Below are 26,010 nucleotides of genomic sequence, written 5' to 3' on the forward strand. Positions count from 1 at the left end.
AGATGGGTTTAATAGCGCTAAATGTGCATTAATATAATATAAGGGCAGGCATCGATGTTTTTTCTCTTTCAGTTGCTGCCTTTGGTACATGCCGCAAAAAAGTGCAATGGACACGACCGGCACAGCAGTGCTAGCGCATCGTCTTTAGTATTATGACGGTGTTCGTGTCGGACACGCCTTCTATCTTGCGAATGTCGTCGATGCACTTGTTGATTTCGACGATCGCTGGCGCGGCAATGATTGCTGCAATGTCGTACTGGCCAGTGATTTCATAGACGACTTCGACGCCGGCAAGCTTCATCAGCCTCTGCGAGACTGCAGAGGTGTCGGCGGTAGAGCTCACCGAGATCAGCGTTATTGCGCTCGTCTTGTCAGACGCGCCGAGCTCTATCGTAAAGCGCTTTACTATGCCGCTGTCCGTCAGGTTCTTGACGCGCCTTCTCACTGCAGACTCGGACAGTCCGATCTCGTTTGCAATGTCCACAAACGCCTTTCTCGAATCGGCCTGCAGGATGCGGATTATCTTTTCGTCTGTCTCGTCCATGTTGCTAATTGACATTTCTTCTCTGTTCCTCCCTTGTAAGTACCGCATCCATTATTTCAACTGCGCGGGAAACCGTCGCTTCATCCATTACAAGTGGCGGAAGCAGGCGTATGATGTTCCTTCCCGAGTACAGCATGAGCAGTCCGTTGCTGATTCCGTCAAGGAGCACGTCTTTTACCTCAAAGCGGAGCTCGACCCCAAGCATCATTCCAAGGCCGCGCACCTCCCGGATTATCTTGTGGCGCTCCTTGAGAGCCATCAGCTTTTCTTTAAACATCTTGCCAGTCTTGGCCGCGTTGTCCACTAGGCCGTCGGTCGTCAGCGCCTCAAGCGTCGCAGAGGCCGCCGCGCACGCTATGGGGCTTGCGCCAAACGTTGACGAGTGCTCACCCAGCTTTATTGCGTCCATTATCTCCGGCTTTGTCAATACCAGCCCCATAGGCACTCCGCCGGCGATGCCCTTTGCAAGGCACATGATGTCAGGAGTCGTGTTCCAGTTCTGCCCTGCCCACATCTTGCCGGTCCTGCCCAAGCCCGCCTGTATTTCGTCAAATATCAGCACGAGGTTCTTGCGGTTGCATATCTCGCGGATCCGGGGGATCAGGTCGTCAGGCGGGACGATGATGCCGGTCTCGCCCTGTATAGGCTCCAGTATCACGGCGCCGGTGGTGTCGTCTATTGCCTCTTCCAGTTTTGCCGGCTCACCGTACGGGATGAACTTTACCCCGTCAAGGAGAGGCATGAACGCCTTGCGGTACTTTTCGTTGTAAGTCACAGAAAGCGCGCCAAACGTCTTGCCGTGGTAGGCGCCGTTCATGGCAATCACGCCGTGCTTGCCGGTGAATTTCCTTGCAAACTTTAGCGCCGCCTCTACGGACTCGGCACCCGAGTTGGTAAAGAACATTTTTGTTAGGCCTGGCGGCGCTATCTGCGCTATTTTCTTCATGAATCCAAGGCGCGTCTCGTTGTAGACTGACATGTGCGCGGTTATCAGGGTATCTGCCTGCTTTTTGATGGCTTCAACGACGCGGTCATTGCAGTGGCCCACGAGCGCGACTCCATAGCCTCCCATGCAGTCGACGTACTCTTTGCCGTTTACGTCCCAGATCCTGGCTCCCTTGCCCCTTGCGACGTTTACCGGGAACCTCTGGTACAGCGTTCCTAGGTAGTTGTCCTCGCCATTCATTTCGGGGTTATCACCGTGCAGTTGTTGTGCGCAATGGCTGACGATATCGGGTTTTCGACCTGGCCGGACGCGATTATGGCCTCCCTGACGCCCATCTCTAGCGCCTCCGTGCAGGCAAGCACCTTCTTTTCCATGCCAAAGCCTATCTTTGGCAGCGTTGCTTTTGCCTGCTCGAGGTTCATGCCCGTGACGAGCTTTTCGTTGAGCATCAGGCCGTTGACGTTGGTGATGAATATCACCTTGTCGGCTTTCACCCCGCCGGCGACGTACGCGGCCGCCCTGTCGCCGTCCACGTTAAGGAAGTCGAATTCTTCAGAAAGCGCGATCGGGGACACCACCGGCACATAGCCACTGTTTACCAGCGTGTTTACAAGCGACGGGTCGACGTCGTTTATCTTGCCCGTGTACCCGCCGTCAATTACCATCTTCCTCCCCTTCTCATTTATCACCATCAGTTTTTTCTTGCGCTCGGCCTTTAATATGCCGCCGTCGACGCCGGCTACGCCTACTGCCTTGATGCCCTGGCGCAACAGCATGCCCACAATGGCCTTGTTTATCTTGCCCGACATGACCATCGTGTAAATGTCAGCGGTCTCTTTGTCGGTGTACCTGCTGCGCACGCCGCCTGGCGACACGATGAATTTCTGTTCTTTGCCAAGCTTGGTCGCTGTCGCCGTCACCTCCTTGCCGCCGCCGTGCACGAACACCAGTTTCTCTTTCTCTGCTATTGCCTTGATGTCGGCAAGCGTTGACGGGTGCAGCCCGTCGACCACGCTTCCCCCTATCTTTATGACTATCATACCGGGGTCAGAGGGGTGTACTTCAAGCCCTCAGTCTCCTCGTAGCCGAACATCACGTTCATGACCTGCACCGCAGAGCCGGCCGCGCCCTTCATGAGGTTGTCAGACGCCGAGAGCGCCACTATCCTCTGGTTGTCCTCGTCTATGTCAAAGCCGACGTCGCAAAAGTTTGATCCGACAACGAACTTGGGGTCTGGGAACTTGTACAGGCCCTTCTTGTCGCGGATGAGCCGGACAAACGGCTCGCCCTTGTACGAGTTGCGGTACATCTTCCACAGCTCCAGCTCTTCCACCTTGCGCTTGAGGAACGTATGGTTCGTAGTCAGGATGCCGCGGACGATGTTGACCGCGTGCGGGCTCATGCTGACCTTGATCTGCTTTTTGGCTATCATTGACAGCTCTTGCTCTATCTCGCCGGTGTGGCGGTGCTTGGCGGGCTTGTATGGCCTGACTACTCCGTAGCGCATCGCGTGGTGCGTGCCTGCGTTTGCTTTTTGTCCGGCGCCCGACGAGCCTATCTTGCTGTCGACTACCACGTGCTCGGTGTCGATGAGGTTGTTCTCGATGAGCGGCTTTAATGCCAAGAGCGATGTCACTGCCATGCATCCCGGGCACGACACCAGCTGCGCCTTCTTTATCTCTTCGCGGTGCAGTTCTGGAACGCCATAGACCGACTTGGACAGCATGTCTGGGAAGGGGTGCTCCCAGCCGTACCACTTTATGTAGTCTTTTGGGTTCTTTAAGCGAAAGTCTGCGGAAAGGTCGATTATCTTGACTCCCCTGTCGTACAGGTCCTTGACTATCTTGTTGGCCTTGCCGTGCGGCACCGACGTGAACACCATGTCGCAGTTGTTGGCCAGCTTTTCCATGTCCATTGGCGAGAATGTGAGGTCGATGAAACCCTTTAGGCTGGGGTGCACCCTCTGCACGTACTCGCCTGCCTTCTGGCGCGAAGTAACCATGCTGACTTCGACCTTTGGGTGCGTAACAAGCAGCCTGAGAAGCTCGCCTCCGACGTAGCCGGACGCGCCTACAACTCCAACCTTCATTGCGAAACGTTGTCCTCCATCATTGCCATGTTCGCGAGATGATGATACATGTTAATGATGGTTCTGCCTTAAAAATCCTCATTTATATTTTTTGGACATATTTGACCTAATAAAGGCCAATAGTGACCGAAATTGGTCAGCTACTTACTTCCTTACCAGGCTCACGGCGTAGTCGATCATGGCGCCGGGGATGTCGTTTGCAGAAACGCTTGCCGCGCCGCGGAATTCCACTGTGTTGTTCACTTCGTGTACCACCAGGCCGCGGTTCTTGTCCTCCATCAGGTCGACGCCCACTATTCCGCCGCCCACCGCCTTTGCCGCCCGCAGCGCCAGATCTTCAAGCTCTTTTGTTATTGGCGCAAGCTCGGCCTTGCCCCCGCGTGCGACGTTTGTGCGCCACTCGTTTTCGGCAGAATAGCGGTATATCGCAGTCACTACCCTGTCGCCCACCACTATGCAGCGGATGTCACGCGGTGGCCTGTCTATCATTTCCTGCACGTAATAGATCCTTGCAAGTGGGCTGTCGTTTTCCTCCCTCATCTCGACTATCATGCTTGCGGTCTCGTCGTCGCGCAGCGGGAAAACGCCCCTGCCCCACGAGCCGACTATCGGTTTTAGGACAAGCGGCAGGCCGGTCTTGCGTATGACCTCGATTGCAGACTCGGCTGAAAACGCCATCTGCGTCTTTGGGGTAGGGATGTTGTTCTTTGCCAGCACGAGCGACGTGACAAGCTTGTTCCCGCACGTCTCTGCAGTCTGGAACTTGTTGATGACAGGATAATCGAGAAATTCCAGGCACGCGGTGAGGTACAGGCCCCGGTAATGGCTCACGCTCCTCTGCAGTATCACGTCTCCGAGCGCAAGATCGCTCTTTTTGCTTTCGGTGCCCACGGTGACGTTTTTCCCATCCACGATCTGCGCCTTTAGCCCCTTCTCGAGGGCCTTGTCGTAGAGTGCCTTTTCCTCAAAGCGCACCTTGTCGTAGATTATGCAGATCTCGACTGCCATTACTGATTACTGTCCCCAGTCTTCGCCCACTGTTTCTGCCGGCTTTAACTCTACCTTGTCTGCTGCCTTGGAAGCGATTTCAAAGTCGCCGCCGCAGTCAGGGCAGGTCACGATCTCTCCCACCACTGCGTCTTCCGGGATGTTGATGTCGGCTCCACATTCTTGGCATTCTTTTTTCATTTTCTATTTTTTCCTCCTACTTTTGTTGCTGCTGTTTCTTGCCGGCCGTGTCTGCAACCGAGTTTGCGATTATCGACTGCAGCCCCCACAGCTCGACAAAGCCCTTTGCCAGAGACTGGTCAAAGGTGGACCCGGCCGCATACGTCGCCAGGTCGTTTTTGTACAGGGAGTAGCGCGATTGCCTTCCGACCACGCGGATAGATCCCCTCTGGAGTTTCACGCGCACTTTTCCGCTGACGCGGGTTTGGGTCGCGTCTATAAACCTATCCAGGTCCGCGCGCAACGGATCCTGCCACAGGCCGGCGTACGCAAGCCAGCTCCACTGATCGTCTACCGTGCGCTTGAAGGCAAGCTCGTGCTTGGTCAGCACCATCTTTTCGAGGTCGCGGTGGGCCTCGATTATCGTTAATGCTGCCGGCGCCTCGTACACTTCACGCGACTTTATTCCGACCACGCGGTCCTCGATGTGGTCGACGATTCCGACGCCGTGCGCGCCGGCCTTGTCGTTGACGTACTGTATCAAGTCGGTGAGCGACATGCGCTTGCCGTCTGCTGCGACCGGCACGCCCTGGTCAAATTCAAGGTCAATGTAGCCGGCCTTGTCGTTCTTGAAATTGATGAACTGGAACGCCTCTTCTGGAGGCTCGAAATCAGCATCTTCAATGCTGCCTCCTTCCACCGCGCGGCCCCAGAGGTTGAGGTCGATGCTGTATTTCTTGGCCTCGGTGCTTATCGGGATGTTCTGCTCCTTGGCGTATTTTATCTCGACGTCCCTAGTGAGGTTCATGTCGCGGATTGGAGCGATTATCTTCAGGTCGGGCCGGAGCGCTCGCATGGTGACGTCAAAGCGGATCTGGTCGTTTCCTTTGCCGGTGCAGCCGTGCGCTATTGCGACTGCGTTTTCTTTTGTGGCGACCTCTACTGTCTTGGCCGCAATGAGCGGGCGTGCAAGCGCCGTTGCCAGCGGGTATTTGCCCTGGTACAGGCCGTTTGCCTTGATGCTTGGGATGACATAGTCCTTGGCAAACTCGTCCTTGGCGTCGACGTAGACGTGCTTTATCGCGCCTATCGCTTTTGCGCGCCGTTCAATCCCTGCAAAATCGTCGTCCTGGCCGCAGTCTACCGTGACGGTGATGACGTCCATCTTGTGCAAGGTCTGCAAATACCTGATGCAGACGGACGTGTCGAGGCCGCCAGAGTAGGCCAGGACCACTTTGTTTGCCATGAACGTGCGTTTCGTTTCAAGCACTACATTTATATTTTTTGGTCAGGAATGACCTAAATCAAGGTGATAGTGACCGATGTCGGTCAACGAGAAATCCATCACAAACGCGGTAAAAGAAGTAGTCAACAACGACCTTTCGTTCCAGGACTCGCTGCAGCGCGACTATTGCAACATCAGCGCGCTGGCAAGGATCGTCAAGCCGCAGATAGATCAGATGCTCGGCAAGAACACCAGCGTCGAAAGCATTGTCACGGCGCTAAAGCGCTCAAGGCGCGACTATGATGTCCCAGAGCGCCCGATTGCGGCCATCCTTGCGGGAAGCACGGTCAGCGTCAAGACCGACGTTGCCAAGGTGTCGGCAGCAAAGAGCAAAAAGACGATTGAAAAGGTTGCCAAGTCGCTCACGCAGAACGTTGACAACTTTATCAGCGTGTCAGAGAGCATCATGTCCATCACGCTCGTGTTTGACGACGTGCTCCTTGACGGCGTCAAGGCGATGTTTGCCCACGACGACGTGCTCGAGGTGGAGGACGACCTTGCGGCAATCATTGTGCACAGCCCGGAAGAGATAATCAAGACGCCGGGGTGCGCCATCGCGTTTTACAACCAGCTTGCGCGCAGGCACATAAACATCGAGGACACGGTGAGCTGCTACACGGACACCATCATGCTCGTCCGGATGGACCAAGTGGGAAAAGCGTTCAACGCGCTGACAGACCTGATATCAAACTCGCGCAAGATGCCAAAGAAAAAACACCACCGGTAAACAACCAGATAATTTCTTGCGCAAGAGCCGTTCAGAGGGTCAAGGTGTAGTTGTTACTGACAGGGACTTGTCAAAGAATGACCGCGTACTGGCTCTGAACAGATTTGCAAGTATTGTTCCAGCCACTACCAGAAATATCAGCAAAGTGCTGATAGGCAGGTTGTTCATTATATCATATGCCATAAGCAACGCCGCAACGCCCAGACTGCTAACTATTGCATTTGAAAGCCAGGCCTATTTCTTTCCAGCCAGCGTTCCCAACCCAATTGCCATAGATGATGCGCCCAGCATGACGGAAATGTAGCCCTACATCACCCGCAGCTCATGGAATATGCTTGGATCGATGGGACCAAGGACAAAAGTCTTCATGTCTGACAGATAATAACTGGCAAAGGCAACCGAGAGGCCAAGAGCAATCAAGATCGCCCCTTCGATCAGAGTCGTGACTTCGATGATTGTTATGTTCGATGGTCGCGTCCTGAAAGTGGTCGCCATAGAATGTGTTGATGCATAAGCGATAGTCGCTTTTACTATTTAAGCGCTATAGAACCCATGTTCCCTCTCGTCTTATGTATGCGGACGTATCGACCAAAGAAAAAGCAGCAATAGCATCGCCGGTAAGGGTTTTTATCTTCCGGCAGGGGTGTTTGGTACATCGATGTACCGGCGTTACACGCTCGACGAGGTCAAGCGCAAGATAGTCGACGTGCTGCAGAACGCCGGCACCGGGCTTTCAGGCGTCGAGCTTGCCGACAAGACGGGCATCAACCGCATGACCATCACGAAGTACCTCGACATCATGAACACGATGGGCCTCGTGAAAAAGAAGAGGGCAGGCACCGTCAACGTGTGGTTCCTGGAAACCGGCATCTCTGACATCGAGTTTCCCGTCAACTATGTGCAGGTGCAGCAGAGGCTCATCGACTTTGCGCTTGCCGGCGAGGAGGAGCAGGCCCGCAGGCTCTTGATAAGCGTGCTCAACTCCAACATCGACCAGGTAAAGATCATAACAGACGTCATCCTGCCTGCGGCAAACACGGTGGGCGAGCTGTACAGCAGGGGCAGGCTGGGCAAGACAGAGCGCGTGCACCTTGCCGCCATGATGGGTGAGCTCATCGATCTTGTTAAGTTCAACGCGCACCCTGCAGAGCCCAAGATGAACGCCCACGTGCTTTGCATTGCAGGCACCGACGACAGGGCGCACCTTGCCAAGAGCGCGGCCGTCGTGTTCCAGATACTGGGGTGGGACTCGCGCTATGTAGGAAGCGTCGAGCAGGACATCGACCCATTTTTCGACATTGACCTGCAGCGCTACGTGAGCAAGGTGTGGGGAAACAAGCACGGGCTGATGATGGTGTGCGTGTTTTCCTCCGGCGAGGGCCCGCTGCGCTTCATCGCGTCCACCGTCAAGGCCATAGGGGGCCGGCTCAAGGGCGAGCTGCGCCTTGCCGCTCTTGCCCCGGAGGCAGAGGCAGCCGCCGGCGAAAACGCCGACTATGCCGCAAAGGACCTGCAGGGGATGGTGGACTGGGCCGAGCGCCAGTACGTCCTCGTAGTGTCTAGAACGTAGGGAACGGCGTTATCGGCGGGGTCTCGGGTATCAGAGCCTGCAAGCCTATCGTGATTATCGTGCCGATTACGGCAAACACTATGGTCGCAAGGATGGCTATCCCAAGCGCTCGGAGCCACCCTGTGTCAAAGCCCAGCTTGAAGACGCCTATCCAGGCTATGAACGCAAGGATGAATGCGACGGTACTTATGAATATCTTTTCGCCAAGCGTCATCTCCAGGATCGCGCTAGAGAGAAAGAACACTATTGCATAGACTGTGGGGCCGGCCGCAGTCACCAGCATTGCGCGCGTAAAGCGCGCTTTTCCGACAGTCACTATTTTTGCCGCGATCCACACCGGTATCGAGACTAGGATCCAGAGGATCAAGAGCCCAAAGACGAGGGCGAGTGCGGCGATCAAGCCTTCAAGCTGCATCAACAGCGGCTCCAGCGACACGTTCCTCTCAACCGCGGCGATAGGATTTAAGTCCTATCGGGGATTTTTCTATAGGTTGGTTTAACCCTTCATGAACCCAAGCGCAAACGCGGCCGCAAAGCTGCCGGTGAGGGGGATGCCGATATTAGCCAGCGCCATCATCACTTGGTTTGCGGCTTCCGGCGTCGCGCCCATAGTCGCGTTCTGTATCCCCACAAGGGCAGAAGTAGACGCCGAATTGATCTTGTCCCAGTTTACCGATATCACTCCTTGGCTGGCCAGATACGCAAGAGCGGCAAGGAACAGCCCGACTATCACCAGCACTATCTTCAGGATTTTTTTTATCGCGTAGCCGATCACAAAGCCCGCGACGCCGCCTACGCCTACCGACGCCGCGATAGAAGTAAGATCCACGCTCACGATGTTATTTTGCGCGCGCCAGATTTATTGCTTATTAGAAAAATGTTCGGGGGTCAATTGCAGAAGAGTAGAGAGCGGTTATCGCCCACGTAATTGTCAGCGAATAGTTGCCCGCTTTCACAGGCACTATCCTCTCAACCGCTCCAGGATTCCTTCCCTATTCAGTTTTGGCAAGTATTTCTTTGAGCTTGTCTCTTGATGTCTTGAGCTCATCCTCGGCCTGTTTGTGACCCTTTTCCTCATCTTCAATCTCGCCCAAGATGACCCTGATGTACTCTTCTAATTTTTTCTTGTCTTCGTCTGAAGGATTGCTTCCCAAGGCCCGTTCAGGATTTGACCTTAGATCAGACAGTTGGCTCTTGGCTTCGTCAAAAATTTCCCGCAATCTGGCGCGGGCCTCTGCAAGCCGGTCAAGCGCTTCCAAGCCCTTTGTCATTTTTTCATTAATCTCTCTTATTCGGGCGTTGTTCTCTTCAATCTCCTTTTTCCATTTATCGATGTCGTCTTTGCGGCGCAGGGTTTCTTCTACTCTTTCTTCGTTTGCAATCTTTTCCTTGAGCTGCTTTATGTCGTATAGTTTGCTCTCTTTTTGGTTTTTCAGCGTATTTGTATCAATTTCCGCCTCGTTCTTTCTGCGTGCCACCTCCCCAGCCGCGGTGGTTGCATCGCTGCGTAGAGAGGAAAAGGGTATCAGGTTTACGCCCAAGGTGCCGCCGCCAGCGGCCGCTCTAAGATCATCTAATGTGCATGACACGAATCATATGGCAAGATCGAATTATAAAAAAATACCCGAAACAGGAGATTGTACCGGTAGTTTTTACCGTTTATTAGATGACTCGGACATTTTGGCTTGATCCTTGGGTGTGAAAACCGCACGAAAGGTAATTTTCGTACTGTTTAGGAGCGCACCTTAGTTTCCGTCATTTCTTGATTCCGGAACGGAGCCGCGTACAGCCCAAACTCGACCGTGAAGGATAAACGGAGCTGTTTCATCTCGAAGTCTCAACTGTCTCTTTACTTCTTCGCGCAGGATTGGTAGGCGGTCGTGGCCGATATGTTTCACATAGGCGCCGGCCGGGCCTTGACCCATCAGGAAAGGCTCCCAATAGTCCTGAAAAGATTTGAAATTCATCTCGACTTCCAGTGGCTGCTCGTGGATGTTTTCAAGTGCAGCAGACTTCCATAGACCAGAGAGCTCGCCGGCGCGGCACAGCGGCATGTGCCTTTCGTGGAGCCTGCTAGCGTTCGCGTCCACAGCCACTGCGGCATCCCAAAACGCTCGTAGCATCTCCATGCCGTCACCATAATCCCATACCGCCGCGACAACTTGCCCTCCGGGTCTTGTTACCCTCCTCATTTCAGAGAGCGCCCTGGGTGCATTTGGGATGAAGTTGAGCACAAGCATGGATAGGCTATTATCAAATGCCGCATCCGGAAAAGCAAGGTCTTGTATGTCGCCGACTTTAAAGTGAACCCTGTCAGAGTAATTGTTGCGTGATTCGGCGTAGATGATATATTCCTTTGAAGTGTCGATGCCCACTATATGGCAGAGGGGTCTGAATTCGGCGATGGCGAAAGCCAGAGCGCCTATGCCACAACCAGCATCAAGGATCTTGCCGCCGCAATCAGGAATCTCTGCAAATTGTGCTAAGCATGGCGCAAGCAGGCGACTCCACCGACCCATGAATTGATCATAGGCATAGGCGTTGGTAAACATGTGCGCCACTTCTGTTCACGGAGTAAAGCGCAAGGTAGATAGAAATAGCTATCATTGATCTTGAGGCCAGCATTTTTCCAGTCAGCCAGTGGCTTGGGCAAAAATGGCCCTTTCATGTCGTGTATGACTACTCTGAGAAAAGTGGTGGGCCGTAAGGGATTTGAACCCTCGACCTTTCGATTATCAGTCGAACGCTCCACCAAGCTGAGCTAACGGCCCGTTTGTTTCAAAACTGGGAGCGTTATTTAATCGTCGCTACCCTGCATGCAAGAATCATTATTAGCAGCAATGGCGGCCGAGAACAAAAATGTTGAAATCAAAGACGGTGAGCGTTTCCATCGACTGCGATCCAGAGACAGCGTACGAGTTTGTCGCAAACCTGAAAAATCTAAAGAACGCCATCGAGAATAGCTGAAAATATTTTTGAACAGGCCACCGGTACACTTTTAACCCCATCTTTTGAAGATAAGTCGGGACCACAAATAGGCAAGAAAAAAGTACTTTCTGAATCAGAGTTGAAGGAGATGGTCATGCCGCAGCAGGGCGAGCTCTTGGGCCGCGTGATAAAGCTGGTTGGCGGTGACAACATCATAGTAAAGTGTACCGACGGCAAGGTGCGCACGTGCCGCATCAGGGGCAAGATAAAGCGCAGGATGTGGATCCGCGACAACGACCTCGTTCTCGTCGCGCCGTGGGATTTCCAGTCTGACAGGGCCGACATCATCTGGCGCTACATCTCGGCGCACGCTGAAAAGATGAAGGCAGAAGGCCACCTGCAGGGCCTCGAATAGAAAAAAACAGAATAATACACTTAAATTATCATTTTTCAGCGTTAGGTCTGTGGGCTGGTAGTTTAGTCCGGTAGAATACCTGCCTTGCATGCCTTGCATATACATGCAGGCAGAGGACACGTAGGTGGTCGTGGGTTCGAATCCCACCCAGTCCACTACACATATTTTTCATCATTTTTCGGTGCCCGATCCGCTTGCGTTAAGTTCAAATATGGTGCGGGACGGAACGAATTCTACAATGGAATACGTATACGCTGCTCTGCTTCTCCACAAGCTAAAGCAGAATATCACTGAAGATAATGTCAAGAGCGTTGTCAAGGCTGCAGGCGTGACGCCAGACGACGTAAGGGTCAAGGCCCTCGTCGCGGCCCTCTCAGAGGTCAACATCGAAGAGGCGCTAAAGGCTGCGCCAGTCGCAGTGGCAGCGGCAGCACCGGCAGGCGGCGCATCTGCGCCAGCAGGCGGAGCGGCCCCGGCCAAGGAAGAAAAGAAGGACGAAAAGAAAGAGGAAGAAGCCCTGGAAGGCCTGTCTTCCCTCTTTGGTTAAGAAAGACACACACCCTCCTTTCTTTTCTTTTCCCCTTTTACCCTCTCCCGCTCTTCCACTCCCCCACATTCTCTTTGCTTTCTTCTCCTAGGCTATAGCCAGCCGCTCTTTTTCCGAGTACTTTTTTGCCTCGTGGAACAGGGCGTCGGCCTCCTCGCCGTACGCCTCTATCCCAAAGCCGGCGCCGCCGTCGCACGATACCTGGACGGTGCAGCGCTTGATCCCGTTTCTCATGTAGCCGATGCTTGCCTGCACGTCCCTGACGCCGTTGCCACTCCTGACGGCGTAGAGAAAGGCGTCGATGCTGCTACGGAACATCATCGATCCCGCACCTTGCCTGCCACAGCATCATGGCGAGCTTTTTGCGCATCTTGCCGTACTTGCCTGCGCTCGTAAAGGAGACAAGGTGCCCGCACCTGCCGCAGCGCGCCCTCTTTATGTGCGACAGGTCCAGCCGGTACAGCGGTAGCAGCTTGCATGCCGGGCAGCGATAGTGCGTAAGGAACAGCCTCTGGATAGGCGACATTTCCATGTGGCTTATGCCCTCGTCGTTGCAGAGGGCGCCCACCTTCTGTTCCAAAAGCCTTTCCATCGGCGCGAACTCTGTACGATATGCTGCTTCCTGCTTCTCCATGTCGTACCGGACCGGCGGCGACGTCGTCGACGGCACCACCACCATTTTCTCAGACCAATATGATGACGACATCTGGCTCATACTGCTCCTGCACGGCTCAAAACCATTGGTAAAAGCCGTTCTGTCCGGATATGGCGCGCTGGTGCCCTGTATCAGGGCGGTGCTATTCCTACAATCCGCTTGCTATTAATAATAATGCATTCTGGCGAGTTTTTGTATAAAATATTCGTGTGTGATATTGTGTAAAATGCAATTTGCATGATAAAGACAGCAAAAAGATAAAGAAACTGTGGGCACAAAAAAGCCCGGGGCTACTGCGCGGTGTAGCCCTTTTTCTTTGCCTCGCCGGCCACTGCCTGCGCCTTGGACTGCGCCCTTGGAAGCACAATGTCGGCGGTGTCCTTGGTGAGGTAGCCCGACTCGGCTGCAAGCGACCTTGCGTGCTGCTGCGCCTTGACCAGGAGCGGCTTTACCGTCTCTGGCGTCATGTAGCCTGCCTCTGTCGCAAGCGCCAGCGCCTGCTGGAACGACCTGACGAGCTCTTCCTTGTACGCGGCAAGGTCGATGCGCAGGTCGGCCTCCTTGAACAGCAGGCCCTCGGCGATGGCAAAGTTGACGGCAATGCCTGCCTCTATGGGCTTGATGTTGAGCTTGCTCAAGAGCGAGGCAAGCTGCTGCGAGATGACGTCGCCGGGCTTGGCCACCACGGTATCCTTGTTGACCCAGATGGTGCCCTGATCTATCTTGGTCTGCACGTTTGCGACCTTGAACTCGGACAGCACGGGGCCCGGCGCGATGCCGGTGTTGCCTGCAGGGACCACAATCTCTTTTGTGGCAATGTCGCCTCCCTTGGCCGGGAGGAAGATCTTGTTCTGAGAGAACACGAGGTTGAGCTTGAACGGGCTGATGTTGGTGAACATGAGCGCGCACTGACCTTCCAGCTCCTTGCTCAGGCTTTCAATGCCAGCCACCCCCTTGACGCCCTCAAAGGCGCGCTGGGCGACCTTGTTCTTGATTATCCTTATCTTGATGTCGTTGCGGAACTTTTTGCGGATGAGCATCAGCTGCGACGCGCGCACCTTGTTCATCTTTGACAGCGCTATCACGTTGTACGACTTGGGCAGCTCCTGCAGCTCCTGGTACATCAGGCGCTTTTTCTTCGGGTAACTCTTGCGCTGGACTGCTTGTGTTGTTGATGACATTTTTTCTTATTCTTCCTCCTTCTTTTTCTCCGCGGCCTTGAGCGCCGAGAGCTTGGCTCCCTTGCCCATCGTGAACTTGATCATGACGTTCTTGATGTTCTTGTCGCCCTGCGGCAGCTTTTTCTCAACCGCTGCAATGACGGCATTTGCATTTTCGGCAAGCTGGTCGTCGGAAAGCTTTTCGTCGCCTATCTTGGTCGACGCGTTCAGCTGGTTCTTGGCCTTGACGCGCACAGATCCTCGGAAGCGCGTGGCTATTGTCTCTACCGGCGCGCCGTAGGGAAGAGGCGTCGGCATCTTGCCCTTTGGTCCAAGGAACTGGCCCAGGGAGCGACCGACTGCCGCCATCTGGCCCGTGTCGGACAGGAAAAAGTCGTGCGCCCTCACTATCTTGCGGGCCTCGCGCTTGTTGGTGCCAAGGCGGTCAAGCTCGCCAGGCTCCATCACGCGCTCTACCCCGGCCTTTTTGGCCCTCATGCCCATCTCGCCGGCTGCAATCACGCATATCGTCGGCTGCCTGCTCGGCTTGTGCGGCAGGACGACCGTCTCGTTGAGATTGAAACCCTTCTTTACGTCGATATCCTTCAGTACAAGTGTCAATTCTGCAGACTGGCTAAAGTTGCGCTTGCCTGCTCCTTCGCGCGCCCTCTTGACCAGCTCCTTGATTTGGCTGTCGCTCACCATGTTTCCGTACACGCTCAGAGCGTGGCAGGCCACTTTTAATCTTTAGGATTTGCAACACAGGATCAGCGGCCAGTAGCAGGCGTGCACGGGACGCCGGCACAAGCGAAAAACCCAGCATCCATTCTCCCTCTATAACTATTTTCTTTAGTTTCTAGCTATTTTTTCTGTGAAAATTGCATATTGGATATTGTACTCGTTTTACCTGACTGGTTGGATGCAATTTGCCGGGAGCGTCTCTGTTATGCTTTGAAAAACAGCCAAAGAATGATGCAAGGATGGGCTAGCTGCCTATATGCAAAATTATTAGAAAAATGTTACATGTCCACTAGACATAATCTGTCCGGCCGCGGTGGAAGAACCCGGACGGGACCGCCCACTACCACCACCAGAAAAAGCGTTGCAGCAGTGACGGCAGCATTGGTGCTGGTCTTGGGCATCCTGGTTTCTGTTCCCCGCTCGGCCCATGCAGAAGAAAACCCTGACGCCTGCAACTGTGTCATCTTTAGGCTGGATGACATTCAGGATAGCTGGCTCAACACAGTCCAGGTTGAACTGATGGACCGTTTCATCGAAGAGGACAAGAAGCTCAACGTCGGCGTGATAATGAACTTTCTTGGAGAAGACGAATCTGTGGTAGACAAGGTGCAGGAAGGACTTGACTCCGGCAATTTTGAAATCGTGAACCACGGATGGAACCATGTTGCCTACAACGCCCTTACCGCACAAGAGCAGCATGATACGCTAGTGCAGGCCGACGAAAAGATTGTTTCACTTTGGGGAGCTGACGCGGTGGCCTTTATCCCACCATACCACGAATACAACGAAGATACGCTTGCCGCACTTGAAGACCTCGACATGAAGATCATAAGCGCAGAGTTTAGCCTGGAACTGCCAAGCATCTATCACCACGGCGACCCCGGCAACCCGGACAACAAGATCTACAAGGCCATGCCTGATTCTGACATCAAGGACCAGTATGGCATCTACCACCTCCCACAGGCAGCAGAATTCTTTGCCCACGACGGCGGCACTCCTACAAAAGTTCCCCTAGAGACACTGATTGAGGAAATAGAGGACTCGATTTCAACATACGGATACGCGGTGGTGACGCTGCACCCTTCAGACTTTGCCATCAAGGATGAAAACGACGAGCCGACCAACGAGGTTTCCACCAGCGAACTGGAGGACCTGGATGCACTCCTTGCCGAGATAGATAACAGCGGATATGCAACAAAGACGTTCTCTGAAGCTATCCAGTTCGGATCATCTGGAGGCAATGGCGGCAACGGCAACGGTAATGGCGACAATGGTGATGGCAACGGCAACGGATCAAACAACAATGGATCTACTGACAACGACATCTCGCAACGCGTGGCAAGGCTGGTCGAATCAATGATGGACAAGGCGAAAAAGATTGCTGCCGAAGGAATACCCTCAGACGACCAAATCCCCGATGAGCTGATAAAGTATCGCATGTTTGACCTTGCCAGGTGGGGCGGACCAGAGTTTTCAGCTGCGCTTTACCTTACAGACCTGGTACCCTCGCTGAACTGGAACAAGCTGACGGAGAAGCAGCAGATCTACTACATCGAAAAGATGATGGGATACATATGATGATCGGGTAAGGGATTTTTCCCTTCCCGCTCTTCCCACCATCTTTTTCTTTTTTCTTGCCTTTTCTCCATTTTCCAGATGACGATAAAACACAAGGTGCGGTTGCAGCAGCGCAGTATATGCATTGCTGTAGAAAAGATCGGCTTGAGATATGGCGCTTCGCCTATAACAGTGACAAGACGGTTTTGTCAGAGAAACTGATTCTTCCAATTACCTCGTTTGTTGTTATCATTTCCCTTGTTTCTTTGACCCTGTAAGGGCGCGCTTTATCATCTCTTTTATCATCTTTTTTTGACGTACACTAACCGCCCTGCGTATGTCTTCAGGAAACTTGGAATAATATCCGGTTTTGGCAGGCTTGAAAAACAGGTAATAGCGCAGCATGTTTAGCGCCCCTCTTTTGCCCACTGCCTTGTTTGTCAGAAAATCCCATCCTATCCTAAAGATTGCATAGGGCGGATAATAGCCAAGACACCTCATCCCGTAACCAAACTCCTTAAAGTTATGGCTGTGGCCCAGCGTGTCGTGGTGGAACAGCTCAAGGTCGTTTAGTATCCTGATGCTTCCTCGCTTTAACATCAATGCTCTTTCCAGAATCTCGCTTTCATAGCCTAGAATGCGCGGATAGCCATCAGGATAGTGCTTGAAAAAGAAAGACTGCTTGACAAAACGCCCGCCTCCGTGCGGGGCCTTGGCGTTCATTGGCCCCCAATCACCAGAACATATCACGAGGTCAGGATTTCTGGCGAACTCTTGCAGTATCCTTTCAGCGTAATTAGGGACGAAGGACGCATCGCTGGGAACTATGACGTGGTAATCATAGTCTTTCAGGATTCCCATATTCCAGAGCAAGGGTATCCGTGTATAGTCGCGTGTCGTGTTGTGCGTCTGCTGGACCTGTATCAGTTCAGGGTATTTCTGCTCGTACTCCAGCACCGTATTGTACATCCCGTCGGTCGAGCCGTCGTCTATTATCATTATCCTCGCCGGCATGGCCGTCTGCGCCAGCAGGCTGTCTAAGACTTTACGTATTGACTTGTTGCCATCTCTGCCAAAGACAATCGCATAATACGATTGTTTTTGACTGTTGCTATCTGACCTTTGTCCCTGTTGATACATCCTTTGTCACCACAGCTCCCATGCAGATGAAGGCATTATCGCCCACTTTCACATGATCCCGAATCGTTGCATTCAGGCCAATAAAGACGCTGTCGCCAATCTCTGCGCTCCCACCGACGACAGCGCCCGCGGCAATCACACAGTTCTTGCCAATCCGGACGTTGTGACTGATGTGCACAAGGTTGTCGATTTTTGTATTCTCGCCAATGATGGTGCTGCCTAAGGTTCCCCGGTCAATGCAGGTGTTTGCGCCAATTTCTGCATTGTCGCCAATGATGACGTTGCCGACGTGGGGCCAGCGTTTAGTATAGTTGCTTTCAGGATCAAAGCCAAAGCCCTCCTTGCCTATCACGGCATAAGCGGCTATTGTCACGTCTTTGCCAAGGACGGCATTTTCAATAATAGCCGTAGGATGAATGTAAGGCTTGGGCGCTGGCAGCGTCCTGAGATAGCTATGCGCTTCTTGTTGTGACGGGAACTGTTTTTTGTTTTCTATGCTCATTTACCATTTCCACCCAAAAGTTTCTCGCCCTGTCAATTACAGAGTAAGCATCAACCTTGACCTTGTCAAAGGGGTTTTCGGTTCTGGTCCACCATACGGGATGACAAAGAAAGAGCAGGCGCTCATCAGTGTGTGTACAGATGCAACCATTTCGCCACCATCCACCACTATCAGCGATGTATTTGTAGCTATACTGCTTGACGAGGGCTGCCCTGTCTTGCAGAGTCGGCGGGATATGAATGTCAGGCGTTATCCCTACAAGGTGTTGTGATATGTTTATGCTCTTGGTTTTAAGCATTGCACAAAAGGCAGCATGGATTATCTGGAGGTCCAGATCATAGTTACCATCGTAATGCAAGGCAAGTTCGTGACCCAGCTCGCTTATTTCCTTCCATATCTTCATGTTCTCAGGCGACAGAGCGTTATACCATTCAGAATGAAGCAAGACGTAGTAGGTCGCCTTTATGCCGTGCTTGTGTTCTAACCTTGCCATCTGCAAAGCGTAATCAGGAAATATGTCAATGTCATGCGTCAAGATAATGTCTTTACGTTCTGTAGCTGTTCCTGCCCTGCCTTTTATTTTCTCCAAGACTTCCTCATAATGGGCCAAAGAAAATTCGCAGGGCATCTGGCATTTAGACCTCTTTGGCCATCCTCGAATAAAGGAACTCTGCTGCTAATTTGTTCCCATCTTGGCTGATAATTATGGCATAATATTTCTGTGTCAGGGCATACGTTGACTCTTTTTGCTGAAGCATGCTTCCCTTATGGCTTTCTATAGGAAGGATAGATTTAGGCTTTTCTGACGCTTCTACTATAACAAGCATATCTTGTATCGCGCCACCAGTCTGGCCGCATCAATAAGAAAATGCTGGCAGAGCCACTCGCTTTTTTCTACTTATTTAAAGGAGGCCCTTATGCGGGCAAAAAGCGAGATCTGGAGCGCGATTATCACGGAGATGAGCGCCAGGATGGGCAGGATGATAGAGTTTATCTGGCCAGATGCTTGGCTCAGTTCAGTCACAGCTTTTTCTGCCTGTGTAATGTCGCTCTTTATGGCTTCCCGTGCATCACTTACTGATTGAGTCAAGTCGCTGCGCGTGGCGTTGAGCTCGTGGCTTGTCCTGTCAAGCTCGGCCTTGAGCGAGTTGACGGATTCCTGGATCTCGCCGATGCTGCTCCCGCTTGACACCACCTTCGAGTCGTGGGCCAGAAATCCCCTGTGGAAGGCCATTGCGTGTATGATGTACGAGCCCTCCTTGTCGAGCTTGACGTCGGCGTAATAGATGCCCTCATGGAGCTTGGCAAACTTGCCTGCGAGGTTTATCGTGTCGTTGCCGGAATGGATGTGCGAGGACGACAGCAGTTGCTGGTTTGGATCGTCTACGTTTACAAGCGCCCCGTCAAATGTCACCTGCACGAATATCCTGAACGTCTTGCCCACAGAGATCTCTGTCGGCGAGTCCAGCTTGACCGCCAGGACGCTGGACTGGAACTGTGGCGAGCCGGTCGACGGTATGTCTGAGAAGGATATTGTGCGGCTTTCCTTGAAGGAAGGAGCTATGGTCGAGGCTGCCTCGACGGTATAGCGGCCAAACACAAAGTTTCGGGACGGCTGCGGCCACGTAAAGATCTGCGCGGTAAACGAGCCGTTTGGATCTGCCTTTACAGACTCTATCCTGACGGCCTTGCCGGCAGGGTCAAATATCCTGATGATGAGGGTGTCGTTTGGGAGGCTCTTGCCGTACGCAACAAGGATGTCGCCGGGCAAAAAGTTGTCCTGGTTTACCAGAAATATCAGGCGCGGCCCCTGGGTTTGGCTCTGGCTCTGGGCCAGGGCCGGCGGGATAAAGTTGATCGAGATTATCAAAGTGATCAATAATATTATCACGAGACTTGTCGGGACATGGTTTTTTTTCATTTTAAAAACAAAAAGGGGAGAGTAAGTAGGTTACTCTAACCTACTTAACTCACGGTTATGGTCGACTGCGCGATCGGTGACAGTGCTTGCGGGCTGGAGATGTTGTTCACTACGAATGTCCTGACCGTGTATGTGCCAGGTGCATCCGGTGTCCATGACAGCCCAACATCGACCTTGCCGTTCGCAGTCAGAGTGCTCTGCTGCCACTGAAGGTAGACAGTGATTCCATCGGCATCCCTCACCTCAACGATTGCAGCGAATGGCTGCGGAGTATCTTGGTTGTTGGTGATGGCTGTCGACAGGAATACCTGCTGGCCTGCTGTGACTTCAGTCAACGTCTGGCCTGCAAAGTCCTTCAGGACCGGGTTGCTCGGCGATGTCGCGTCTGCGCGTGGTGCACTGGCGCCGATTGGCAGAACGAAGGTGAAGTCCTTGCTCGGGTCTACCACCTGCTTTACTCTGTCCGCGTAGTCAGCCGGGTACTTGTCGTTGTACTTCATGTAGACGTTGTCGCCTGTCTTGACAGTGATCGAACCTGCGTTGACTCCAGTGGATGTGCTTACTGTACCAGTGAAGACACCAGTGTTCGGGCCTGTCTCAAGCAGAGTGACAGTTGTGCCTACGACGTCGCTGTCTGATGTGACCTTGGCTGTGACAGAGTCTACTGCCTCGCCATCCGTGTTGGCATCAAGATCAGTGACCGTAAGGCTGAACGAGTTGCCAGCAGCTACTGTGGTAGAGCTGACGTTCATCAGCGGGTCCTGGCTCGTGATCTTGAAGGTCTTTGAGACAGTCACCTTGTTGCCAGAGGCATCAGCCTGGTCTGTGTACCTGATCGAGATGATGTCGCCAGGGAGCACTTTGCCAGTGATGTCCTTGGTTGTTCCACCAAATGCAGACGAGAGTACGTCTGTCGGCTTCAGTGGGGTAAGGGTGAGCGTTGTCTTCATCTTGCCAGTGTTTGTGCCGGTTTCTTCGCCTACTGCAGTGGTCAGTGTGTTGACGCCAGACCTGTCAGATGTGACTCGGATGTATTCCTGGCCGCTGGTTGTTCTGTCTGTGCCTTGTGGGTTGGTGTTGAGGTCATTGTCGTTGACGGTTATTGCCACCTTGGTGCCGGGTCCAACGACTGCTGGTGTGATGTCAATGCTGCCTGATGCAGTCTTGACGTTCAGGGTCAGATCCCTGCTTACGTTGGTGCTGATGTCGCTTGCAATTAGGTCGGTGTACTTGACTTCAATCTCTGTACCGAAGATGGTATTGGCCAGGTCACCTACCTTGATGTCCTTGCCAATGGTGACTGTCTTGACGAAGACACCAGTATCAGCTCCCGTCTCTTCTGCATCATTAATGGTTAGTACTCCGCCTCCTGTTATTGCATCATTCTTTGTTGTCAGCGTAATGGTACCAATCTTTTCCCTAACTGCAGGATCCCTGTTAAGGTCCTGGTCAGAAACTGTGATGGTGATGTTCTGTCCATTGCTTACTGCGGATGCGCTGGATGTCACTACACCGTCATATGACCTGAGGGTGATGGATGTGCTCACGTCGCCGTAGGTGATCTTTAGCTTGGCATTGTCCATGTTGGCGTTGCTTTCAGTACCAGCGCCGATGTTCAGAGTCACTGTGAATACACCAGTGCTAACTCCTGTTTCTGTAAGGGTTTGTGCGCCAATTCCGGTCATGAGGGGTGTGGTTATTGTGCTACCATCCTTCTTCGTCATTTGGAATGCCGGTACGGTAATTGTGTCTGTGCTACCAGGGTTGGAGTCTGCAGATGGGTCAGTGACGGTCAGTATGACCTTTGAGACATCAGTTGTGCTTGCTCTTGGAATTGGAATGGTTGTCCTGCTAACCTCGATTGACTTACCCGGCTTGCCGATTGATATGGTGATCGTGCTTGTCTGTGCTGGAGATTCGCCGTTGTCTGTGTACTTGAATTCTACTTGGTCGCCATCGCTCATCGATACGACATTGTTGATCTTTTGCATTTCAATGTTGGTTGCTGTGAAGATGCCAGTGTTTGCGCCTGTTTCAATGAATGTCATTGTGATTGCGTTGCCTGTTGTTGGTGTCCATGCACTGCCTCTTGCCTTCGCAGTAAAGCCACCGATTCCGAATGGCAGGTTGGCTGATGTGCTTGTTGCTGTGCCTACTGGGAATGTGACAGTGTATGACTCGACAGAGTTGGTGTTGGTGTTAAGGTCTGGCTCGTTCAGTGTCAGCGAGAATGTGCCTGTTACGCCAACTGAAGTTCCGGGACCAGTCAGTGCACCAGCAGTGTGTGAAAGTGTTCTGATTGAAGTGAATGTTTCTGCGCCATTAGAGTCACCATGTGGATCATTGTATGTGATAGTAATGTCTCTGTCATCTGCAATTGTTGCTGGATCCAGGGTTATGGATGTTGCACCCACTGTAGATGAAGAGCCAAGGTTGATGGCTATCCTGTTGTCAGTGATGTCTGGGACGAATATGCCAGTGTTGTCGCCTGTTTCCTTGAACCGAATGCCATTGAGTGTTCCGGTAACACCTGCGACAGTAACTGTGACATTGCCTGCATCGATTGTGTCTCTCTGGGCGGTGTCCACGTTTCTGTCAGGATCAGTTACCTGAAGCTGGATGCCATTGGCCATAGTTATTGATGCAGTGACGCCCAGTAGACCATCATCGTTCCTCAGTGTGACTGATGCTGATGGAGTACTTGTCGTCGATACAGCAGCGTTGTATGGTGCTACAGCACCAGTCGGAGCTGGAGCATATACATCATGGTCTGTGACCTGGAAGGTGACTGACTGTGGCAGCGTTAATGCCGTCAGATCAATGACTGATTGCGTTGTTGCAGTTCCGCCTACCTTGAATGTGTGCTCGAATACACCAGAGTTTTGTCCTGTTTCTGCAAAGGTGGCATTGGCTACAAAGGATGCTTTGTCAACGCCGCTGATAGCTGCTTTGACTACTGCACTGCTAGCAGTGAATGTGTTGACCAGAGTTGGGTCATTGTTAGCATCTGGATCGTTTATTCTTACAGTGATCAATGTGTTGTTTCCTGCGATGGTCCTGTCAGTGCTGACAGTTGCGATTGTCTTTTGGAACAGAATTGTTGATTGCTGACCGCCATATGTTACAACGATGCTGTCGCCATCCTTCAATTCTTTTGTTTGATCCGCAGCTGATGCACCGTTCAAGTCTATTACTGCGTCATTGACGCCATCACCAGTCGGAGCAGTATTGATTCTTACAACGTGGGCATTTGCAGGCGTTGTAGAGTCAAATGTCGGAGCTGCAGGGTTAAAGGGAGAGTTTGCAGTTGTAACGAACAGCTCGAACTGTCCTGAAGAAGTTCCAATCTCCTTGACCTGAGCATTGACTGATCCGAGGCTTGTTGTACCGCGCTTTGCTTCGACGTTGACAGTAATTGTGTCTTGCGTTGAACCACCTTGCATAGCAGTATCAGTTATCATTACTCTTCCAAGCGCACTTCCGAATATTTTGGGAGTGTCCTGAGTAACGGATACTGCGGCATATGCTTGGTTTGGAGCAAAGGCCATTACACCCACTACTGCACCAAAAAAGAGTAGTGCTGCAAAGACCACGCTCGTCGGTTTTTTCCAGCCCATATGGGCTGGTGTTGGATTATTATCCATGCTATACACCGTTATAGGGTTGAATTTGTCAGAACTATATAAGACTTGTGAACAAAATGTTCATTCTATCTCAAAACATGGTTAAGGGGGCGCAAATCCTTTTATTTTCTATATGATTTAATATAGATCCATTATCATATTATATTTTCAAGATATTTGATAGATATATTCTTCATAAATTACCGCGTTGCCTATATAATTTAGACAGATATATGATAGGTGTATGACATCAAGATTATGTTTATCGAATTTTACCATTTGATTTTATTGCAGAGGTATTTGATTGAGTCATCATGAAAATTATGGGCAATACTACATTTATCTATAAGTTCTGCACTTTTGCAGTAACATTGTTCTGAAACCTGTGCCAGCATAATAGTATAGCCATGCGTGTAGCTCCGACCTTTTCCAGCTATATTATTGCATACTGGCGCTTACTTTTCGTACCGCTATCTTTTGCTCATGATTGGGCTCAGGTACTCGCGCAAGACGTAAAAGTCTCGTATCAACCCAAGCAGCGCGGTCTTGACGAATAAGCGCCTGCGCATCTGAATGGATATGGAGGCATCCTCAGGTTCCATTAGCGAGCTTGGCCAAGATTGCCTGTTTTAGCTTAGCTTCGTACTGTACATATATCTGGCTGTTCGATAGGGATTTTATATCACTACTAAATGATAGAGAAATGTATAGAAGAGAACTAATCTACTGTTGTTAGAACCCGCCTGTGGCTGTCGCGCCATCGCCTGCCTCTATTATTTCCAAATCTGATACAAAGCAAGTATTTGCACCAACTACAAGCCCATAAACTTGAATGGTATCGCCGCTTGCCCAGGCCGCACTTATCACTTCTGAAAAAGTTGTATAGGTTGTGAGAGGAGTAATTCTATCTGTTCCCACAGCCAACCCATTTCTATAAATAGTTGCTTGAACATTTGTATTGCTAATACCTGCCTTAAGTTTGAATTTTATAAGTAGCACTCCATTTTTCGGAGTATAATTAAGAGTAGATTCTTTAAGTTTAGTAGCACTTGTATTTGTCGTGCTTCTTTCTGAAGTATTAATATGCTGATAACCTGCGCGGTCGATCTGGATTTCCGCAACACTGTTAGCACGTTTCTTTTTTATAAATAACCCATCGTTACTTGCATCAATGGCTTTTCCATATATTCTGTCATAGCCAGTCGCAGGGTCGGCCGGTGCTGAAATGACCTTAAGATCGACTATATTATCATGCTTGGAGATTCCTGAGAACACTAGTATACCTGAAAAAGTCAGATTGCCGGAAAATGTAGGGCTTCCAGCTATAGTACCATTCAATGTTGGCGAGTTCAACGTCTTGTTGTCCATGCTCTGCATGCTGGCGTTATCGATCACCTGCTCCCATGCGCCGTCTGCAGCATTGCGTCTGTACAGGATGCCTGCAGTAAAGCCGCTGCCAGTTGCCGTACAGAAGGCAAGCATGCCGGGAGACGTAACGAGAGCGGCAATGTTAGCACCGGTGTCAACGACCAGAGTCTTTCTGTTCAGCCTGTCAGCAGTAATGCGGTCAGAAACGTCAAACTTGCCGCCGCCTGTTCCCATGTCACGTTCTTAACCGGCCTAGTTAAAAAGAAGTAATTACAGATAAAAGCATAAGTAGACGCCTTTTGCTGTTTTCCACGCAAGTTATTGGCCAGAAAAAAGTTTCGCGTTTTTGCATCTCCCGATGTTCTGGATGTTCTCAAAACCCTGTCAAACAAGGACCCCACAAAGGACAGACTTGATCAAGTAATAGATGAAATGAAGCAGGACAGGAACCTTGGAGACTATATCAAGAAAAAGCCCTGGCCTGACAAATACACTAAAACAGACGAGGTAACCAACCTCTACAGGCAAGAGATTGGCGGCAACCACAGGTTAATTTACACCATCAGAGGCAGGAAAGAAGACAAGGTTTACCAACTCTTGGATTTGCTCACGCATAAAGAATACGACAGGTTGTTTGGCTATAGCACGACATAGTCGCTATAGCTCTGTCGAGTCTTCTAGAGATTTTCTTGCTCTTTCACTTTCTATGAATATCCAGGATATAGAGCCATCCTTGTTCTGTGTTATCTTGTTCGACCTTTCCAGGTAGGCAAGTGCTACGCCAAGAGTTCCGTACTGGACTCCCCTTGGCAGTGCCTTCCAGAGCAGGGTCTTTGATTCAAAGTATTGTTCTTTCCTGATGGCACCTTCTATCATTTCCAGAGTATCAAGGCGGGGCATGATCTGCCTACGCGAGGATGAAGGGCGTTTTTTCGAAGCAGTCTTGCTTCTTGCTTTTGATCGTTTCAAAATACTCATTTCTTCATTTCAGCCCCTACGTTCCTACAGAGGAACGACTACTATTTATACATAGATGCATATACAATTATGTATATCAGACTTGATATGACGGAGCCCAGTCTAATACACAGTTAATTCTTTAAAGCAAGCAGGCCGTTCCACTGG

General features: G+C 51.7%; 31 protein-coding genes and 2 tRNA genes. 8 read left to right on the forward strand and 25 right to left on the reverse strand.

The genetic code is table 11. The features are described from left to right. Window positions 1-130: 130 nt before the first annotated feature. From lysM to NVIE_RS08035, 7 genes are all read right to left on the reverse strand, one after another. Window positions 131-559 carry an HTH-type transcriptional regulator LysM gene (gene lysM / locus NVIE_RS08005; protein ID WP_075054796.1) on the reverse strand — a complete coding sequence of 143 codons (429 nt, stop codon included), beginning with the start codon at window positions 557-559 and terminating at the stop codon, window positions 131-133. Beyond that, window positions 549-1,730, reverse strand: coding sequence for an aspartate aminotransferase family protein (locus NVIE_RS08010; protein WP_075054797.1), 1,182 nt, complete (start codon window positions 1,728-1,730; stop codon window positions 549-551). The genes lysM and NVIE_RS08010 overlap by 11 nt, the downstream gene beginning before the upstream one ends. Further along, window positions 1,727-2,530, reverse strand: coding sequence for a [LysW]-aminoadipate/[LysW]-glutamate kinase (locus NVIE_RS08015; protein WP_075054798.1), 804 nt, complete (start codon window positions 2,528-2,530; stop codon window positions 1,727-1,729). Before NVIE_RS08015 ends, NVIE_RS08010 begins: the two co-directional genes overlap by 4 nt. After that, window positions 2,527-3,579: an N-acetyl-gamma-glutamyl-phosphate reductase gene (gene argC, locus NVIE_RS08020; protein WP_075054799.1), complete on the reverse strand. Its 1,053-nt coding sequence runs from the start codon at window positions 3,577-3,579 to the stop codon at window positions 2,527-2,529. Before argC ends, NVIE_RS08015 begins: the two co-directional genes overlap by 4 nt. A gap of 144 nt (window positions 3,580-3,723) precedes the next feature. Continuing rightward, complete coding sequence (gene lysX, locus NVIE_RS08025) at window positions 3,724-4,587, reverse strand: lysine biosynthesis protein LysX (protein ID WP_075054800.1); 864 nt, start codon at window positions 4,585-4,587, stop codon at window positions 3,724-3,726. A gap of 6 nt (window positions 4,588-4,593) precedes the next feature. Continuing rightward, complete coding sequence (gene lysW/argW, locus NVIE_RS08030) at window positions 4,594-4,767, reverse strand: alpha-aminoadipate/glutamate carrier protein LysW (RefSeq protein WP_075054801.1); 174 nt, start codon at window positions 4,765-4,767, stop codon at window positions 4,594-4,596. A 16-nt stretch (window positions 4,768-4,783) separates the two neighbouring features. Next, complete coding sequence (locus tag NVIE_RS08035; protein ID WP_075054802.1) at window positions 4,784-5,992, reverse strand: argininosuccinate synthase; 1,209 nt, start codon at window positions 5,990-5,992, stop codon at window positions 4,784-4,786. 76 nt (window positions 5,993-6,068) lie between these two features. Here NVIE_RS08035 and NVIE_RS08040 point away from each other — a divergent pair, with 76 nt between their 5' ends. Together NVIE_RS08040 and NVIE_RS14820 are read left to right on the forward strand one after the other, a co-directional pair. After that, window positions 6,069-6,758, forward strand: coding sequence for an ACT domain-containing protein (locus NVIE_RS08040; RefSeq protein WP_075054803.1), 690 nt, complete (start codon window positions 6,069-6,071; stop codon window positions 6,756-6,758). Between the two features lie 67 nt (window positions 6,759-6,825). Continuing rightward, window positions 6,826-7,062: a hypothetical protein gene (locus NVIE_RS14820; RefSeq protein ID WP_144239584.1), complete on the forward strand. Its 237-nt coding sequence runs from the start codon at window positions 6,826-6,828 to the stop codon at window positions 7,060-7,062. Window positions 7,063-7,064: 2 nt separating this feature from the next. On the opposite strand, the gene NVIE_RS08045 is transcribed toward NVIE_RS14820, so the two are convergent. Then, a complete protein-coding gene (locus tag NVIE_RS08045) occupies window positions 7,065-7,253 on the reverse strand; it encodes a hypothetical protein (protein WP_075054804.1) in 189 nt (62 codons plus the stop codon). Window positions 7,254-7,416: 163 nt separating this feature from the next. On the opposite strand from NVIE_RS08045, the gene NVIE_RS08050 reads away from it, so the two are divergent. Continuing rightward, window positions 7,417-8,328 (forward strand): helix-turn-helix domain-containing protein, encoded by a 912-nt coding sequence (locus tag NVIE_RS08050; protein WP_075054805.1) that lies wholly within the window; start codon window positions 7,417-7,419, stop codon window positions 8,326-8,328. Here the strand turns inward: NVIE_RS08050 and NVIE_RS08055 are convergent. The 5 genes from NVIE_RS08055 to NVIE_RS08075 form a co-directional block, all read right to left on the reverse strand. Continuing rightward, complete coding sequence (locus NVIE_RS08055; protein ID WP_227717300.1) at window positions 8,318-8,764, reverse strand: hypothetical protein; 447 nt, start codon at window positions 8,762-8,764, stop codon at window positions 8,318-8,320. The genes NVIE_RS08050 and NVIE_RS08055 overlap by 11 nt on opposite strands. Before the next feature lie 60 nt (window positions 8,765-8,824). Next, window positions 8,825-9,163, reverse strand: coding sequence for an FUN14 domain-containing protein (locus NVIE_RS08060; RefSeq protein WP_158435148.1), 339 nt, complete (start codon window positions 9,161-9,163; stop codon window positions 8,825-8,827). Window positions 9,164-9,320: 157 nt separating this feature from the next. After that, window positions 9,321-9,869: a hypothetical protein gene (locus NVIE_RS08065; protein ID WP_075054807.1), complete on the reverse strand. Its 549-nt coding sequence runs from the start codon at window positions 9,867-9,869 to the stop codon at window positions 9,321-9,323. Window positions 9,870-10,073: 204 nt separating this feature from the next. Continuing rightward, on the reverse strand, window positions 10,074-10,880 hold the full coding sequence (locus NVIE_RS08070; RefSeq protein ID WP_075054808.1) for a class I SAM-dependent methyltransferase: 807 nt from the start codon (window positions 10,878-10,880) through the stop codon (window positions 10,074-10,076). A gap of 142 nt (window positions 10,881-11,022) precedes the next feature. After that, window positions 11,023-11,099, reverse strand: a tRNA-Ile gene (locus NVIE_RS08075). Between the two features lie 263 nt (window positions 11,100-11,362). Here NVIE_RS08075 and NVIE_RS08080 point away from each other — a divergent pair. The 3 genes from NVIE_RS08080 (at window position 11,363) to rpl12p (ending at window position 12,218) form a co-directional block, all read left to right on the forward strand. After that, window positions 11,363-11,671 carry a translation initiation factor eIF-1A gene (locus NVIE_RS08080; protein WP_075054809.1) on the forward strand — a complete coding sequence of 103 codons (309 nt, stop codon included), beginning with the start codon at window positions 11,363-11,365 and terminating at the stop codon, window positions 11,669-11,671. Between the two features lie 51 nt (window positions 11,672-11,722). Beyond that, a tRNA-Ala gene (locus NVIE_RS08085) sits at window positions 11,723-11,826 on the forward strand. A gap of 83 nt (window positions 11,827-11,909) precedes the next feature. Next, the gene (gene rpl12p / locus NVIE_RS08090; protein WP_075054810.1) at window positions 11,910-12,218 is read left to right on the forward strand and encodes a 50S ribosomal protein P1; all 309 of its coding nucleotides are present in this window, start codon (window positions 11,910-11,912) and stop codon (window positions 12,216-12,218) included. Window positions 12,219-12,305: 87 nt separating this feature from the next. Here the strand turns inward: rpl12p and NVIE_RS08095 are convergent, their stop codons facing one another. The 4 genes from NVIE_RS08095 to NVIE_RS08110 all read right to left on the reverse strand — a co-directional run bounded on the left by NVIE_RS08095 (window position 12,306) and on the right by NVIE_RS08110 (window position 14,750). Then, window positions 12,306-12,539 (reverse strand): hypothetical protein, encoded by a 234-nt coding sequence (locus NVIE_RS08095; RefSeq protein WP_075054811.1) that lies wholly within the window; start codon window positions 12,537-12,539, stop codon window positions 12,306-12,308. Beyond that, a complete protein-coding gene (locus NVIE_RS08100; RefSeq protein ID WP_144239585.1) occupies window positions 12,526-12,924 on the reverse strand; it encodes a hypothetical protein in 399 nt (132 codons plus the stop codon). The genes NVIE_RS08095 and NVIE_RS08100 overlap by 14 nt, the downstream gene beginning before the upstream one ends. Window positions 12,925-13,163: 239 nt before the next feature. Further along, window positions 13,164-14,054 (reverse strand): 50S ribosomal protein L10, encoded by an 891-nt coding sequence (locus tag NVIE_RS08105; protein WP_075054813.1) that lies wholly within the window; start codon window positions 14,052-14,054, stop codon window positions 13,164-13,166. 6 nt (window positions 14,055-14,060) lie between these two features. After that, complete coding sequence (locus NVIE_RS08110) at window positions 14,061-14,750, reverse strand: 50S ribosomal protein L1 (RefSeq protein ID WP_227717301.1); 690 nt, start codon at window positions 14,748-14,750, stop codon at window positions 14,061-14,063. 306 nt (window positions 14,751-15,056) lie between these two features. On the opposite strand from NVIE_RS08110, the gene NVIE_RS08115 reads away from it, so the two are divergent. After that, the gene (locus tag NVIE_RS08115; RefSeq protein WP_158435149.1) at window positions 15,057-16,352 is read left to right on the forward strand and encodes a polysaccharide deacetylase family protein; all 1,296 of its coding nucleotides are present in this window, start codon (window positions 15,057-15,059) and stop codon (window positions 16,350-16,352) included. Between the two features lie 228 nt (window positions 16,353-16,580). Here the strand turns inward: NVIE_RS08115 and NVIE_RS08120 are convergent, their stop codons facing one another. From NVIE_RS08120 to NVIE_RS08150, 7 genes are all read right to left on the reverse strand, one after another. Continuing rightward, a complete protein-coding gene (locus tag NVIE_RS08120; protein ID WP_075054815.1) occupies window positions 16,581-17,471 on the reverse strand; it encodes a glycosyltransferase family A protein in 891 nt (296 codons plus the stop codon). Next, window positions 17,443-17,973 carry a DapH/DapD/GlmU-related protein gene (locus NVIE_RS08125; protein ID WP_075054816.1) on the reverse strand — a complete coding sequence of 177 codons (531 nt, stop codon included), beginning with the start codon at window positions 17,971-17,973 and terminating at the stop codon, window positions 17,443-17,445. The genes NVIE_RS08120 and NVIE_RS08125 overlap by 29 nt, the downstream gene beginning before the upstream one ends. Continuing rightward, window positions 17,924-18,601, reverse strand: coding sequence for a polysaccharide deacetylase family protein (locus tag NVIE_RS08130; protein WP_144239587.1), 678 nt, complete (start codon window positions 18,599-18,601; stop codon window positions 17,924-17,926). Before NVIE_RS08130 ends, NVIE_RS08125 begins: the two co-directional genes overlap by 50 nt. Before the next feature lie 270 nt (window positions 18,602-18,871). Beyond that, window positions 18,872-19,894 carry a hypothetical protein gene (locus NVIE_RS08140; RefSeq protein WP_144239588.1) on the reverse strand — a complete coding sequence of 341 codons (1,023 nt, stop codon included), beginning with the start codon at window positions 19,892-19,894 and terminating at the stop codon, window positions 18,872-18,874. Between the two features lie 44 nt (window positions 19,895-19,938). Beyond that, on the reverse strand, window positions 19,939-23,538 hold the full coding sequence (locus NVIE_RS08145) for a beta strand repeat-containing protein (protein ID WP_144239589.1): 3,600 nt from the start codon (window positions 23,536-23,538) through the stop codon (window positions 19,939-19,941). Window positions 23,539-23,987: 449 nt separating this feature from the next. Then, window positions 23,988-24,119: a hypothetical protein gene (locus NVIE_RS16085; protein ID WP_258914089.1), complete on the reverse strand. Its 132-nt coding sequence runs from the start codon at window positions 24,117-24,119 to the stop codon at window positions 23,988-23,990. 130 nt (window positions 24,120-24,249) lie between these two features. Then, complete coding sequence (locus tag NVIE_RS08150; RefSeq protein ID WP_075054821.1) at window positions 24,250-25,119, reverse strand: hypothetical protein; 870 nt, start codon at window positions 25,117-25,119, stop codon at window positions 24,250-24,252. A gap of 87 nt (window positions 25,120-25,206) precedes the next feature. On the opposite strand from NVIE_RS08150, the gene NVIE_RS08155 reads away from it, so the two are divergent. After that, window positions 25,207-25,539: a type II toxin-antitoxin system HigB family toxin gene (locus tag NVIE_RS08155; protein WP_075054822.1), complete on the forward strand. Its 333-nt coding sequence runs from the start codon at window positions 25,207-25,209 to the stop codon at window positions 25,537-25,539. Between the two features lie 3 nt (window positions 25,540-25,542). Here NVIE_RS08155 and NVIE_RS08160 read toward each other — a convergent pair whose 3' ends face one another. Beyond that, complete coding sequence (locus tag NVIE_RS08160) at window positions 25,543-25,785, reverse strand: hypothetical protein (protein ID WP_084790703.1); 243 nt, start codon at window positions 25,783-25,785, stop codon at window positions 25,543-25,545. Window positions 25,786-26,010 lie beyond the last annotated feature (225 nt).

The sequence above is a fragment of the Nitrososphaera viennensis EN76 genome (assembly GCF_000698785.1).
Classification (GTDB): Archaea; Thermoproteota; Nitrososphaeria; order Nitrososphaerales; family Nitrososphaeraceae; genus Nitrososphaera; species Nitrososphaera viennensis.